Below are 14,232 nucleotides of genomic sequence, written 5' to 3'. Positions count from 1 at the left end.
CGATAACAGGGTGACTGACCCACCGCTATCGGGGGCAAGCCCCCTCCCACATTTTTTTCTACCGTATTTCAGGCGGCTAACTTGCCGCTGGCGATTGCGGCGGAAGCTGCCACCATTGCGCGTAATAGAACCGCACACCCAGCAGCCAGATCATCCGGTGCGGCATTCTCGATTTCGTTATGGCTGATGCCGCCTTCACATGGCACAAAGATCATCCCCGCCGGGCCCAGCTCTGCGACGAAGATCGCGTCGTGCCCTGCCCCGCTGACGATGTCCATGTTCGACAGGCCCAGGCCGTTCGCCGCATCGCGCACGGCGTCGACGCAGCCTTTGTCGAAATACAGCGGTGGGAAATCCGCCGTGGGCTCCATCTCAAAACTCAAGCCATGCTTGGCACAGGTTTCATCGATCACCTTGCGCACCTGGGCAATCATCGAGTCCAGCCGCGCCGGCTCAAGGTGACGGAAATCCAGGGTCATGCGCACTTCGCCAGGGATCACGTTGCGCGAGCCGGGATAGGCCTGCAGGCAACCCACCGTCCCACACGCATGGGGTTGATGACCCAGCGCTGCGGCATTCACCGCCGCCACCACTGCCGCCGCGCCGACCAGGGCGTCCTTGCGCAAATGCATCGGCGTCGGCCCCGCATGCGCTTCGACGCCGCGCAGTTTCAGGTCAAACCACTTCTGCCCCAGTGCGCCGAGCACCACGCCGATGGTTTTCTGCTCGTCCTCAAGAATGGGTCCCTGTTCGATATGCGCCTCGAAATACGCCCCCACTTTATGACCGCTGACGGGACGTGTGCCCGCATAACCAATCGCATTCAGTGCATCGCCGACGCTGACGCCGTCTACATCGACCTTGGCCAGGGTATCGGCCAGGGTGAATTTCTCGGCGAACACGCCGGAGCCCATCATGCACGGGGGGAAACGCGAGCCTTCCTCGTTGGTCCACACCACCACTTCCAGCGGCGCCTCGGTTTCGATCTTGAGGTCGTTGAGGGTACGCAGCACTTCCACGCCCGCCAGCACACCGAAGCAACCGTCGAACTTGCCACCGGTGGGCTGGGTGTCGATATGGCTGCCGGTCATCACCGGTGGCAGGTCAGGATTGCGGCCGGGGCGGCGCGCGAAGATGTTGCCGATACCGTCGATGGTGACGGTGCAACCGGCGTCCTCGCACCACTGCACAAACAGGTCGCGGGCCTTGCGGTCGAGGTCGGTGAGGGCCAGGCGGCACACGCCGCCCTTGGGGGTGGCGCCGAGCTTGGCCAGGTCCATGAGCGACTGCCACAAGCGGTCGCGGTTGATGTGCTGATGGGTCGATTGCAGAACGTCGAGGGCAGCGTTCATGGGGATCTCCTCAGGCTGGTTTTTTATAAGTGGAACAGGTGGAACCCCCTCCCACATTTGGATTGCATTCCACTTCCGTTACAGCGGTGACTTAGCAGTGACCGGGCTGATACCACGCTTGGCATTCAAGCCGTAATACAGCAAGCCGCCCAGCGCCGAACCGGTGAACCAGCCGTAGCTGTAGAACCAGCTGAACGCATCGCTGCCCAACGACAGCAAGGTCAGCACCACCGGCACGCCAAACGCGATAAAGCCACTCCAGTTCCACGCCGGGTACACGTCATCGCGGTACAGCCCGGCCAGGTCCAGTTGTTGTTTGCGGGTGATGAAGTAGTCCACCACCATGATCCCGGCAATCGGCCCCAACAGGCTTGAATAGCCGAGCAACCAGTTGGAATACACGGTTTCCAGGCTCACATCGGAAACGATCAGGCCAAGCTTTTTCAGCAGTTCATGGCCCATCAACGCCAACCCCACCAACCCGGTCAGGATCACGGCGGTGGTGCGGTTGATCAGCTTGGGCGCGATGTTCTGGAAGTCGTTGGTCGGCGACACGATGTTCGCCGCCGTGTTGGTGGACAGGGTAGCGACGATGATCAACGCCATCGCCACCGCCACCCACACCGGGCTCTGGATATGCCCGATCAGGGTGACGGGATCGGACACGCTGACGCCCACCAATTTCACCGAGGCGGCGGTCATGATCACGCCGAGGGCGGCGAACAGGAACATGGTCAGCGGCAGGCCGAAAATCTGCCCGAGAATCTGGTCCTTCTGGCTTTTTGCGTAGCGGCTGAAGTCGGGAATATTCAGCGACAAGGTGGCCCAGAAACCCACCATCGCGGTGAGGCCGGCCATGAAGTAACCGGTGAGGCTCGCGCCCTCGGGACGCTTGGGCGGGATCGCCATCAATTCGCTGATCGACACGTTAGGCATTGCCCACACCAACAGGCCAATCCCCACCGCCACCAGCAACGGCGCCGACAACGTTTCAAGGCGCTTGATCGATTCGGCGCCGCGCAGCACCACCCACAAATTCAGGCACCAGAAAATCATGAAGCCAATCACTTCACCCGTACCGCCGAGGGACTTCCAGCCGTCGAAAATCGAGCCCAGGAACAGGTGAATCGCCAGCCCGCCAAACATCGTCTGGATACCAAACCACCCGCACGCCACCAGCGCCCGGATCAGGCACGGCACGTTGGAACCGAGGATGCCGAACGATGAGCGCAACAACACCGGGAACGGTATGCCGTACTTGGTGCCGGGGAAGGCGTTGAGGGTCAGCGGGATCAGCACCACGATGTTGGCCAGCAAAATCGCCATCAGCGCCTCGCCCACCGACAAGCCGAAATACGCGGTGAGCACCCCGCCCAAGGTATACGTGGGCACGCAGATCGACATGCCGACCCACAGCGCGGTGATGTGCCACTTGTTCCAAGTGCGTTCATGCACCTTGGTCGGTGCCATGTCGTGGTTGTAGCGCGGGCTGTCGAGGACGTCGGGGCCGGCGTCGAGTTCGTACAGGCCGTTGCGTTCAATGACTTGCGATCTGTTCTGTTGCATGGCCGCTCCACGGTTTTTTCGAATTATTGTTGCTCATCCAACGCGCTGCGCCGGATGGCCGGAGTACCTCATAAACAACATGACATCACGGACCCGGCCAGCCGCCACTGCACTCAATAACCGTGCCGACTACGGCCCTCGAACCCGTACCGCTTATATAACTGGCTGATGTTAATCAGCTTTCCGATTGAGCCCGCGGTACTTGCCACGTTACTCAGGCTAAATAATGCGTAAGTTGCCCGAACCCTCCGGACTCAATCTGGTGCAACACAATTATTTTTATTAACTGTCTTCGTCAAGAGGCATCTCTCAAGCGTCTGATTTGCAATAAGAAATGTTGCTCAATTTGCGAACCTGTCAAGTGCGTCAAAATGGTGAGCGGCCGCCACATTTTGGTGATTTATAAATTTTTAACTTATAAATCAATAAATTAAACACGCTATAAGCTTATAAAAAATCTTCTTGCTCAATCGAAAAACTCGGGCTAGTTTCTATTCCTGTCACCGATGACAGGAATTAACCGACCATCGGTAAGCAGCATTACAACACTTAGAACTGGCACAAGCCGGTCAATCCTGTGAGGAACTCGACATGTCGCTGTTGATCCGTGGCGCCACCGTTATTACCCATGATGAAAGTTACCGCGCCGATGTGTTATGCGCAGGCGGTCTAATTCGCGCCATTGGCACGAACCTGAACGTTCCCGCCGGCACTGAGATACTCGATGGCAGCGGTCAATATTTGATGCCCGGCGGCATCGACCCCCACACCCACATGCAACTGCCCTTCATGGGCACCGTGGCCAGTGAAGACTTTTTCAGTGGCACGGCAGCAGGCCTGGCGGGGGGCACTACGTCGATCATCGACTTTGTGATCCCCAACCCGCAGCAATCCTTGATGGACGCGTTTCACCAGTGGCGCGGCTGGGCGGAAAAATCCGCGTCCGACTATGGCTTCCATGTGGCGATTACCTGGTGGAGCGAGCAGGTGCGCGAGGAAATGGCCGAGCTGGTCAGCCACCATGGCATCAACAGCTTCAAGCATTTCATGGCCTACAAAAACGCGATCATGGCGGCGGACGACACCCTGGTCGCCAGCTTCGAGCGTTGCCTGGAATTGGGCGCGATGCCCACCGTGCATGCCGAGAACGGCGAGCTGGTGTACCACCTGCAACGCAAGCTGATGGCCCAGGGCATCACCGGGCCGGAAGCACACCCGCTGTCGCGCCCATCCCAGGTTGAAGGTGAAGCGGCCAGCCGCGCGATCCGCATCGCCGAGACTATCGGCACGCCGCTGTACCTGGTGCACGTGTCGACCAAAGAAGCGCTGGATGAGATCACCTATGCGCGCAGCAAGGGCCAACCGGTGTATGGCGAAGTCCTCGCTGGCCACCTGCTGCTGGACGACAGCGTCTACCAACACCCCGACTGGCAAACCGCCGCCGGCTACGTGATGAGCCCGCCGTTCCGCCCGCGCGGGCATCAGGAGGCGCTGTGGCATGGCCTGCAATCCGGCAACCTGCACACCACCGCCACCGACCATTGCTGCTTCTGCGCCGAGCAAAAAGCCGCCGGCCGAGACGACTTCAGCAAGATCCCCAACGGCACCGCCGGCATCGAAGACCGCATGGCGCTGCTGTGGGACGAAGGCGTCAACACCGGGCGCCTGTCGATGCAGGAGTTCGTCGCGCTGACCTCCACCAACACCGCGAAGATCTTCAACCTCTACCCGCGCAAAGGCGCGATCCGCGTGGGTGCGGATGCCGACCTGGTGTTGTGGGACCCCGAGGGTACACGGACCATTTCCGCCAAGACCCATCACCAGCAGGTCGACTTCAATATCTTCGAAGGCAAGACCGTGCGCGGTGTGCCGAGCCACACCATCAGCCAGGGCAAGCTGGTCTGGGCCGATGGCGACCTGAGGGCCGAGCGCGGTGCGGGGCGGTATGTGGAGCGGCCGGCGTACCCGGCGGTGTTTGAGCAGTTGAGCAAGCGGGCGGCGCATTCCAAGCCAGTGGCTGTGAACCGCTGAGACCGCTATCGGGAGCAAGCCCCCTCCCACCCAATGTGGGAGGGGGCTTGCTCCCGATGAGGCCAGTACAGGCAACACAAAAACCACTGCCCATCAGAGGCAGCACCTCAATAACCGTGAGGCCACCACCGTGATCCAGACCCTGACCCACCTCCCCCATCCCGTTGAGGATGGAGCCACCCTCGCCAGCCATTTCACCGACCTGGCACCGCCCCTCAACGCACGCCAGGCACAATTGGAAGCCTCGCGCTGCCTGTATTGCTACGACGCGCCGTGCGTGAACGCGTGCCCCAGCGAGATCGACATCCCCTCGTTCATCCGCAACATCCACACCGACAACGTACAAGGTGCCGCGCAGAAAATCCTCTCGGCCAACATACTCGGCGGCAGCTGCGCGCGGGTGTGCCCCACCGAGATCCTGTGCCAGCAGGCCTGCGTGCGCAATAACGCCGAAGAATGCGCCCCGGTGCTGATCGGCCTGCTGCAACGCTATGCCATCGACAACGCGCACTTCAGCGAACACCCCTTCCAGCGCGCCGCCCCCACCGGCAAGCGCATCGCCGTGGTCGGCGCCGGGCCTGCCGGTTTGGCCTGCGCCCATCGCGCCGCCCTGCACGGCCATGACGTGGTGATCTTCGAAGCCCGTGAGAAAGCCGGTGGCCTGAATGAATACGGAATCGCCAAGTACAAACTGGTGGACGACTTCGCCCAGAAAGAGCTGGATTTCCTCCTGCAGATCGGCGGCATCGAGATCCGCCACGGCCAGCGCCTGGGGGACACTCTCACCCTCAGCGAACTGCATCAGCAATTCGATTCGGTATTCCTGGGGCTCGGCCTGGCCGCGAGCAAACAGCTGGGCCTGCACCACGAGGACGCCCCCGGCCTGCTCGCCGCCACCGACTACATCCACGAACTGCGCCAGGCCGATGACCTCACACAACTGCCCCTGGCCGACCGCTGCATCGTGCTCGGTGCCGGCAACACCGCTATCGACATGGCTGTGCAAATGGCCCGCCTCGGCGCCCGCGACGTCAACCTCGTCTACCGTCGAGGCCTGGCCGACATGGGCGCGACCCACCATGAACAGGACATCGCCAAGGCCAACCAAGTGCGCCTGCTGACGTGGGCCCAACCCGAAGAAGTGCTGCTGGACGACCAGGGCCATGTGCGCGGCATGCGTTTCGCCCACACGCGCCTGGACAACGGCCGCCTGCAACCCACCGGCGAAACCTTCGAACTGGCTGCCGATGCGATCTTCAAGGCCATCGGCCAGGGTTTTGACAGCGAGGCACTGCACGATCCGCTGGCACAACAGCTGCACCGCGTGGGCGAGCGCATCTTCGTCGACGAGCAGCTGCGCACCAGTATTCCCGGGGTTTATGCCGGTGGCGACTGCGTCAGCCTTGGCCAGGACCTCACCGTACAGGCCGTGCAACATGGCAAGCTGGCCGCCGAAGCCATGCACGCCCAACTCATGCTGAATGTGGAGGCTGCATAATGGCCGATCTTTCGATTGTATTCGCGGGTATCAAGGCCCCCAACCCGTTCTGGCTGGCCTCCGCACCGCCCACCGACAAAGCCTACAATGTGGTTCGCGCGTTTGAAGCAGGCTGGGGCGGCGTGGTGTGGAAAACCCTGGGTGAAGACCCGGCGGCGGTCAACGTGTCATCCCGTTACTCGGCGCACTATGGCGCCAACCGCGAAGTGCTGGGCATCAACAATATCGAGTTGATCACCGACCGCTCGCTGGAGATCAACCTGCAGGAAATCACCCAGGTCAAAAAGGACTGGCCGGATCGAGCGCTGATCGTGTCGCTGATGGTGCCGTGCGTTGAAGAGTCCTGGAAAAACATCCTGCCGCGGGTGGAAGCCACCGGTTGCGACGGTATCGAACTGAACTTCGGTTGCCCCCACGGCATGCCCGAACGTGGCATGGGCGCGGCGGTGGGCCAGGTGCCGGAGTATGTGGAACAGGTGACGCGCTGGTGCAAGACGTATTGCTCGCTGCCGGTGATCGTCAAACTCACGCCGAACATCACCGACATCCGCGTCGCGGCGCGGGCGGCGTATCGCGGGGGGGCCGACGCGGTGTCGCTGATCAACACCATCAACTCCATCACCAGCGTGGACCTGGAACGCATGGTCGCCCTGCCGATGGTCGGCACTCAGAGCACCCACGGCGGCTACTGCGGTTCAGCGGTGAAGCCGATTGCGCTGAACATGGTCGCCGAAATCGCCCGTGACCCGCAAACACAAGGCCTGCCGATCTGCGGCATCGGCGGTATCGGCAACTGGCGCGACGCGGCTGAATTCGTCGCCCTGGGCTGCGGCGCGGTGCAGGTGTGCACGGCGGCGATGCTGCATGGGTTTCGGATCGTGGACGAGATGAAGGACGGGCTGTCGCGGTGGATGGACAGTCAGGGTTACACCAGCCTGCAGGAATTTTCCGGTCGTGCGGTGGGCAATACGACGGATTGGAAGTACCTGGATATCAACTATCAGGTGATTGCGAAGATCGATCAGGAAGCCTGCATTGGTTGTGGGCGCTGCCATATCGCCTGCGAGGATACGTCGCACCAGGCGATCGCAAGCTTGAAGCAGGCGGATGGCACGCATCAATACGAAGTGATTGATGATGAGTGTGTGGGCTGCAACCTGTGCCAGATCACCTGTCCGGTGGCGGACTGTATCGAGATGGTGCCCATCGACACGGGCAAGCCGTTCTTGAATTGGACGCAGGATCCGAGAAATCCTTACCGGGAGGCTGTGTAGGCCTTTAGACCGCCATCGGGGGCAAGCCCCCTCCCACATTCGACCGCATTCTTTCAGGTGAAATGCAGTCAGGTGTGGGAGGGGGCTTGCCCCCGATGAGGCCCTCAGCCCCAACAAAGATCAAGGCTCCAACCCAATCCCGCGCAAAATCACACCCGTCACCGTCTGTATTGCCCTCTCGAACTGCATGTCCGACAACGGCTGGTGATCATTCAGGATCTTCACCTGATGATCAAAGTCGGCGTAGTGCTGCGTCGAGGCCCAGATCATGTACAGCAGGCTCGACGGTTCCACCGGGAGGATGCGTTTGTCTTCCACCCACTGGCGAATTTTCGCTTCCTTCATCTTGGCCCAGTCGTACAGGCTTTCATCCAGCGCCTCGCCGAGCGTCGGCGCGCCATGGATGATTTCGTTGGCCCAGACTTTCGAGCCATAGGGCCGCGTACGCGAGCGCTGCATTTTGGCGCGGATATAACTGCTGAGCACCACCCGTGGGTCATCGAAGGTTTCGAAGCTCAGGGCGTCCTGTTTCCACACTTCCAGCAGGTCGAACAGCACGGCGCTGTACAGCTCGCTCTTGGTGGTGAAGTAGTAATGCAGGTTGGAGCGCGGCAGTTGCACTTCTTGCGCGATATCGGCCATGGCGGTGCTGCCATAGCCCTTTTCGGCGAAGATTTTCTCCGCCGCCAAAAGGATTTTCTCGACGTTGACCCGACGAATTCCGATCTTGTGATTGCCCATAAGGGCTCCCTGACGACGACATGCCCCAAAGACTACCATCCGCTCTAGATCGGGGCGACAAGCGAAGTCGAAACTTCGTACACTCCCGGCTCCTATCCATTGATTGGTATTGCCCAATGTTGATCAAGAAAGCCCTGACTGCCGTCGCCCTGCTCGCCTCCCTGCTGGGCGCCTCGGCCGCATTTGCCCATGCCCACTTGAAAAGCGCTACCCCTGCTGCCGACAGCACCGTCGCCGCCCCTGCCGACCTGCGCCTGACCTTCAGCGAGGGCGTCGAAGCCACGTTCACCAAGGTGTCCCTGAGCAAGGACGGTACCGAAGTCGCCATCAAGGGCCTGGAAACCCCGGACGCCGACAAGAAAACCCTGGTGGTCACGCCGGCCGCCCCTTTTGCCGCCGGGAACTACAAAGTGGTGTGGAACGCGGTGTCGGTCGACACCCATAAGAGCAACGGCGAATACAGCTTCAAGGTCGGCCAATAACCCATGGCGACGCTGCTGGTGCTGTGCCGTTTCCTGCATTTCATCGTCGTGTTGCTGATGTTCGGGGCCTGCGTATTCAGGCCCTGGCTGCTGGGCGCTGAACCGCAGCCGGCGCTGGACCGGCAGTTGCTGCGCATCACGCGCGCCTTGGCCTGGCTCGGGCTGATCTCTGGCGTGGCGTGGTTGATACTGATCACCGCCAGCATGGCCGGCAGTTGGGACGCGGCGCTGCAACCGGCCACCGTGCAATTGGTGTTGGGCAAGACGTTTTTTGGCCAGGTCTGGGCCTGGCATCTGTTGCTCAACCTGTTGCTGGTGATGGTGCTGATCAGGCCCAGGGCGGCGCTGCGCCTGCCCTTGATCGCGCTGCTGCTGGCAACCCTCGCTCCCGTCGGCCATGGCGCGATGCTCGATGGCCTGAGCGGGCAATTACTGATCCTCAACCAGGTGGTGCATTTGGTCTGCGTCGGCGCCTGGCTTGGCGGGTTGTTGGTGCTGGTGCTGATCCTCCGGCAGCCGCAACGCTTCGCGCTGGAACCGATCCTGCGGCGCTTCAGCGGTGTGGGTTATGGGCTGGTGACGGGCTTGCTGATGACCGGGCTGATCAATGTGCGCGTGCTCACCGGGCAGCTGTGGCCCACACCGCTGTTCGATGGGTTTGCGTTGATCTTGCTGATCAAGGTGATGTTGGTGCTGGGCATGCTGGCGCTGGCGTTGCTGAATCGTTTGCGCCTGGAGCGTTGTGACGAGCGACTGGGCAGTTTGAAGTCCAGCGTGATGCTGGAATGGTTACTAGGTGTTTCAGCGGTGGCGGCCGTTTCCCTGCTGGGTACGTTGCCGCCCATGGTTCTGGCCGGCTGATTCCCCCCGACCACATTGACCCAGCCCACTTTTGGCCAACGTCGAGCCAGTCATCCTATAACTTCCAGTTGACAAGCCCTGAAAAGCCCGCAAATATCCCGCTCGATGTTGTACGACGACGTATAACAAATAATAAAAACAACAAACGAAAGGGAGCTCCACCGTGAGTCAATTCGCCCGCAATTCGTCCTCGTGTATCGGCCTCATCGCGCTCGGCAGCCTGGCGTTCACCCTCCCCCCCAGCGTCCACGCCGAAGGTTTTATCGACGACGCCAAGGCCACGCTCAACCTGCGCAACGCCTACTTCAACCGCAACTTCACCAACCCGACCAACCCCCAGGGCAAGGCCGAAGAGTGGACGCAGAGCTTCATTCTCGATGCGAAGTCCGGCTTCACCCAGGGCACCGTGGGTTTCGGGATTGATGTGCTGGGCCTGTATTCGCAAAAGCTGGATGGCGGCAAAGGCACTGGCGGTACGCAACTGCTGCCGATCCACGACGACGGCCGCCCTGCCGATAACTTCGGGCGCCTGGGCGTGGCGCTGAAGACAAAACTGTCGAAGACCGAATTGAAGGTCGGCGAATGGATGCCGGTACTACCGATCCTGCGCTCCGACGATGGCCGCTCACTGCCCCAGACCTTTCGTGGCGGCCAGGTCACCTCCAACGAGATCGCCGGCCTGACGCTCTATGGCGGCCAGTTTCGCGGCAACAGCCCGCGCAACGACGCGAGCATGGAAGACATGTTCATGAACGGCAGGGCCGCGTTTACCTCCGACCGCTTCAACTTCGGCGGCGGCGAATACACCTTCAACGACAAGCGCACACAGGTCGGCCTGTGGTACGCCGAATTGACCGATATCTACCAGCAGCAATACTTCAACCTCACCCACAGCCAGCCGGTGGGCGACTGGACCCTGGGCGCCAATCTCGGCTTCTTCAACGGCAAGGAAGACGGCAGCGCCCTGGCCGGCGACCTCGATAACAAGACCGCCTTCGCCCTACTTTCGGCCAAATACAACGGTCACACCTTCTACGTGGGCTTGCAGAAACTCACCGGCGACAGCGCCTGGATGCGCATCAATGGCACCAGCGGCGGCACCCTGGCCAACGACAGCTACAACGCCAGCTACGACAACGCCCAGGAAAAATCCTGGCAGTTGCGTCACGACTTCAACTTCGTGGTGCTCGGCGTGCCGGGGCTGACCCTGATGAACCGCTATATCAGCGGCAGCAATGTGCACACCGGCGCGATCACCGATGGCAAGGAATGGGGCCGTGAGTCGGAACTGGCCTACACGGTGCAGAGCGGTGCGCTGAAGAACCTCAACGTGAAGTGGCGCAACTCGACCATGCGTCGGGATTTCAGCAACAACGAGTTTGATGAGAACCGGATCTTTATCAGCTATCCGATCTCGTTGCTCTAGCCCCTGGAATACTTGTAGTGAGCGGGCTTGCCCCGCGCTGGGCTGCGAAGCAGCCCCAATAGGTCTATGCGTTTTATCAGGTCGTTCTCGGCGTCTGGTTTTAGGGCTGCTTCGCAGCCCAGCGCGGGGCAAGCCCGCTCACTACAGGAAGAACGTTGACAACCTGGGGGATCACTCACAATACTTCGACATAGTCATACGACAACCTACAACAAAAATTTGGAATCCCCATGACCACGACCACCCCTGCTCCCTTCAACCGCCTACTGCTCACCGGCGCCGCCGGCGGCCTGGGTAAAGTCCTGCGTGAACGCCTGCGTCCTTACGCCCACGTGCTGCGCCTGTCCGACATCGCCAACATGGCTCCGGCTGCGGACGCGTCCGAAGAAGTGCACACCTGCGACCTCGCCGACAAACACGCCGTGCACCAGTTGGTGGAAGGTGTCGATGCGATCCTGCACTTTGGCGGCGTTTCGGTTGAGCGTTCGTTCGAAGAAGTCCTCGGCGCCAATATCAGCGGCATTTTCCATATCTACGAGGCCGCCCGCCGCCACGGTGTGAAGCGCGTGATTTTCGCCAGCTCCAACCATGTCATCGGCTTCTATAAACAAGGCGAGAAAATCGACGCCCACTCCCCTCGCCGGCCGGACAGCTACTACGGCCTGTCCAAGTCCTACGGCGAAGACATGGCGAGCTTCTACTTCGACCGCTATGGCATCGAGACCGTCAGTATCCGCATCGGCTCATCGTTCCCGGAACCGCAGAACCGTCGGATGATGCACACCTGGCTGAGCTTCGACGACCTCACTCAACTGCTCGAGCGCGCGCTGTACACACCGAACGTCGGCCACACCGTGGTCTACGGCATGTCGGATAACCTCGACACCTGGTGGGACAACCGCTACGCCGCACACCTGGGCTATGCCCCCAAAGACAGCTCCGAAGTCTTCCGCGCACAGGTCGAAACCCAGCCACCGGTCGCCGCCGACGACCCGGCCAAGGTTTATCAGGGCGGTGCGTTCTGCGCCGCTGGGCCGTTCGGTGACTGAGCGCACAACAACCCAAGGGAATGAGTTGCCATGAACGCTGAATTGATTGTCGACGCCCGCAATGCCGTGGGCGAATGCCCGGTGTGGGTGCCGGAGGAAAACGCCCTGTACTGGGTGGATATTCCCAACGGTGGCCTGCAACGCTGGAGCGCCGACACCGGCCACGTTGCCGCCTGGACTGCCCCGCAGATGCTCGCCTGTATCGCCCGCACCGACGCGGGCAACTGGGTCGCGGGGATGGAAACCGGCTTCTTCCAACTCACACCGCACAACGACGGCAGCCTCGACACCACGTCTCTGGCGAGCGTCAAACACCCACGCCCGGACATGCGCCTCAACGACGGCCGCTGTGATCGCCAAGGCCGTTTCTGGGCCGGTAGCATGGTGCTGAACATGGGCGCGAACGCAGCCGAAGGCATCCTCTATCGCTATGCATCGGGTTCATTGCCCCATGCCCAGTTGAACGGTTTCATCACCCTCAACGGCCTGGCCTTCAGCCCCGATGGCCGCACGATGTACGCCTCGGATTCACACCCGCTGGTGCAACAGATCTGGGCCTTCGATTACGACATCGACACCGGCACGCCGTCCAATCGCCGCGTGTTCGTGGACATGCACAAGCACCTCGGCCGCCCCGACGGCGCCGCCGTGGATGCCGATGGCTGCTACTGGATCTGCGCCAACGACGCCGGGCTCATCCACCGCTTCACCCCCGAGGGGCGTCTCGACCGTTCCCTCACCGTACCGGTGAAAAAACCCACCATGTGCGCCTTTGGCGGCAGTCGCCTGGACACCCTGTACGTCACCTCGATCCGTGACGACCAGAGTGAGCAGTCGCTGGCCGGCGGCGTATTCGCCCTCAATCCTGGCATCACCGGTTTACCCGAGCCCACGTTCACCCTCTAGCTGCATCGCTGTGCCTTGAATACAACAATAACAAGACTGGAGACGTACCCCATGGACTTCAAACGCACCTTGCTCGCCGCTGCATGCTTCGCCCTGAGCAGCGCCGCCCACGCGCTGGAAATCAAATTCGCCGACATCCACCCCGCTGGCTACCCCACCGTCGTGGCCGAAGAAAACATGGGCAAGGCCCTGACCAAGGAAAGCAACGGCGAACTGACCTTCAAATACTTCCCTGGCGGTGTGCTGGGCTCCGAGAAAGAAGTGGTCGAGCAGGCCCAGGTCGGCGCCGTGCAGATGACCCGCGTCAGCCTCGGTATCGTCGGCCCGGTGGTCCCGGATGTGAACGTCTTCAACTTGCCGTTCGTGTTCCGTGACCAGGCCCATATGCGCAAGGTCATCGACGGCGAGATCGGCGACGAGATCCTCGCCAAGATCACCGACTCCGAGTTCGGCCTGGTCGCCCTGGCGTGGATGGACGGCGGTACGCGCAACCTCTACACCAAGAAGCCGGTGCGCAAGATCGAAGACCTGAAGGGCATGAAGATCCGCGTGCAAGGCAACCCGCTGTTCATCGACGCCTTTAATGCCATGGGCGCCAACGGCATCGCCATGGACACCGGCGAGATCTTCAGCGCCCTGCAGACCGGCGTGATCGACGGTGCGGAAAACAACCCGCCGACCCTGCTGGAACACAACCACTTCCAGAATGCCAAGTACTACACCCTCACCGAGCACTTGATCCTGCCGGAACCCATCGTGATGTCGAAAATCACTTGGAACAAACTCACCCCCGCGCAACAGGGCATGGTGAAAAAAGCCGCCAAGGCCGCCCAGGCTGACGAGCGCGTGCTGTGGGACGCCAAGTCCGCCAGCAGTGAGGAAAAACTCAAAAAGGCCGGTGTCGAGTTCATCACCGTCGACAAAAAACCCTTCTATGACGCCACCGCAGCGGTACGTGATAAGTACGGCGCACCCTACGCCGACATCATCGAGCGTATCAACGCCGTTCAGTAACGTCCCTTCCTCTTAGCAAGGCCCGGCGCGGC

General features: G+C 61.1%; 12 protein-coding genes. 9 read left to right on the top strand and 3 right to left on the bottom strand.

Going from position 1 to position 14,232, the window contains the following annotated elements; all coding sequences use genetic code 11:
* Positions 1-68: 68 nt before the first annotated feature.
* Both BM403_RS01805 and BM403_RS01800 read right to left on the bottom strand, forming a co-directional pair.
* Positions 69-1,352 (bottom strand): Zn-dependent hydrolase, encoded by a 1,284-nt coding sequence (locus BM403_RS01805; protein ID WP_093541371.1) that lies wholly within the window; start codon positions 1,350-1,352, stop codon positions 69-71.
* 78 nt (positions 1,353-1,430) lie between these two features.
* Complete coding sequence (locus BM403_RS01800) at positions 1,431-2,918, bottom strand: NCS1 family nucleobase:cation symporter-1 (protein ID WP_046035772.1); 1,488 nt, start codon at positions 2,916-2,918, stop codon at positions 1,431-1,433.
* 591 nt (positions 2,919-3,509) lie between these two features.
* Here BM403_RS01800 and hydA point away from each other — a divergent pair.
* The 3 genes from hydA (at position 3,510) to preA (ending at position 7,721) form a co-directional block, all read left to right on the top strand.
* Positions 3,510-4,949, top strand: a complete 1,440-nt coding sequence (gene hydA, locus BM403_RS01795) for a dihydropyrimidinase (protein ID WP_093541369.1) — start codon at positions 3,510-3,512, stop codon at positions 4,947-4,949.
* A 130-nt stretch (positions 4,950-5,079) separates the two neighbouring features.
* The gene (locus tag BM403_RS01790) at positions 5,080-6,447 is read left to right on the top strand and encodes an NAD(P)-dependent oxidoreductase (protein ID WP_093541367.1); all 1,368 of its coding nucleotides are present in this window, start codon (positions 5,080-5,082) and stop codon (positions 6,445-6,447) included.
* Positions 6,444-7,721 (top strand): NAD-dependent dihydropyrimidine dehydrogenase subunit PreA, encoded by a 1,278-nt coding sequence (gene preA, locus BM403_RS01785; RefSeq protein ID WP_175538049.1) that lies wholly within the window; start codon positions 6,444-6,446, stop codon positions 7,719-7,721. Before BM403_RS01790 ends, preA begins: the two co-directional genes overlap by 4 nt.
* A 120-nt stretch (positions 7,722-7,841) precedes the next feature.
* On the opposite strand, the gene BM403_RS01780 is transcribed toward preA, so the two are convergent.
* Complete coding sequence (locus BM403_RS01780; RefSeq protein ID WP_043205574.1) at positions 7,842-8,462, bottom strand: TetR/AcrR family transcriptional regulator; 621 nt, start codon at positions 8,460-8,462, stop codon at positions 7,842-7,844.
* A gap of 116 nt (positions 8,463-8,578) precedes the next feature.
* Between BM403_RS01780 and copC the strand changes: the two genes are divergently transcribed.
* The 6 genes from copC (at position 8,579) to BM403_RS01750 (ending at position 14,200) form a co-directional block, all read left to right on the top strand.
* Positions 8,579-8,944 (top strand): copper homeostasis periplasmic binding protein CopC, encoded by a 366-nt coding sequence (gene copC, locus BM403_RS01775; protein ID WP_093541363.1) that lies wholly within the window; start codon positions 8,579-8,581, stop codon positions 8,942-8,944.
* Between the two features lie 3 nt (positions 8,945-8,947).
* Entirely contained in the window at positions 8,948-9,805 is an 858-nt protein-coding gene (gene copD / locus BM403_RS01770; protein WP_046035775.1) for a copper homeostasis membrane protein CopD, read from the top strand.
* A gap of 163 nt (positions 9,806-9,968) precedes the next feature.
* Complete coding sequence (locus tag BM403_RS01765) at positions 9,969-11,231, top strand: OprD family porin (protein WP_093541361.1); 1,263 nt, start codon at positions 9,969-9,971, stop codon at positions 11,229-11,231.
* Between the two features lie 230 nt (positions 11,232-11,461).
* Positions 11,462-12,280: an NAD-dependent epimerase/dehydratase family protein gene (locus tag BM403_RS01760; RefSeq protein ID WP_015884743.1), complete on the top strand. Its 819-nt coding sequence runs from the start codon at positions 11,462-11,464 to the stop codon at positions 12,278-12,280.
* A gap of 30 nt (positions 12,281-12,310) precedes the next feature.
* Entirely contained in the window at positions 12,311-13,186 is an 876-nt protein-coding gene (locus tag BM403_RS01755) for an SMP-30/gluconolactonase/LRE family protein (RefSeq protein WP_093541359.1), read from the top strand.
* A gap of 51 nt (positions 13,187-13,237) precedes the next feature.
* A complete protein-coding gene (locus tag BM403_RS01750; protein ID WP_093541356.1) occupies positions 13,238-14,200 on the top strand; it encodes a TRAP transporter substrate-binding protein in 963 nt (320 codons plus the stop codon).
* The last annotated feature ends 32 nt before the right edge of the window (positions 14,201-14,232 follow it).

This window comes from Pseudomonas sp. OV546 (assembly GCF_900116845.1).
Lineage (GTDB): Bacteria > Pseudomonadota > Gammaproteobacteria > Pseudomonadales > Pseudomonadaceae > Aquipseudomonas > Aquipseudomonas petroselini.
The sequence above is the reverse complement of the archived record's forward strand: the minus strand, read 5'-3'. Positions and strand labels throughout refer to the sequence as shown.

Bases quoted from the DNA above. Each gene is read 5' to 3' on its own strand.
- BM403_RS01805 (WP_093541371.1), bottom strand. From the start codon at position 1,352: ATGAACGCTGCCCTCGACGTTCTGCAATCGACCCATCAGCACATCAAC.
- BM403_RS01800 (WP_046035772.1), bottom strand. From the start codon at position 2,918: ATGCAACAGAACAGATCGCAAGTCATTGAACGCAACGGCCTGTACGAA.
- hydA (WP_093541369.1), top strand. From the start codon at position 3,510: ATGTCGCTGTTGATCCGTGGCGCCACCGTTATTACCCATGATGAAAGT.
- BM403_RS01780 (WP_043205574.1), bottom strand. From the start codon at position 8,462: ATGGGCAATCACAAGATCGGAATTCGTCGGGTCAACGTCGAGAAAATC.
- copC (WP_093541363.1), top strand. From the start codon at position 8,579: ATGTTGATCAAGAAAGCCCTGACTGCCGTCGCCCTGCTCGCCTCCCTG.
- copD (WP_046035775.1), top strand. From the start codon at position 8,948: ATGGCGACGCTGCTGGTGCTGTGCCGTTTCCTGCATTTCATCGTCGTG.
- BM403_RS01760 (WP_015884743.1), top strand. From the start codon at position 11,462: ATGACCACGACCACCCCTGCTCCCTTCAACCGCCTACTGCTCACCGGC.
- BM403_RS01755 (WP_093541359.1), top strand. From the start codon at position 12,311: ATGAACGCTGAATTGATTGTCGACGCCCGCAATGCCGTGGGCGAATGC.
- BM403_RS01750 (WP_093541356.1), top strand. From the start codon at position 13,238: ATGGACTTCAAACGCACCTTGCTCGCCGCTGCATGCTTCGCCCTGAGC.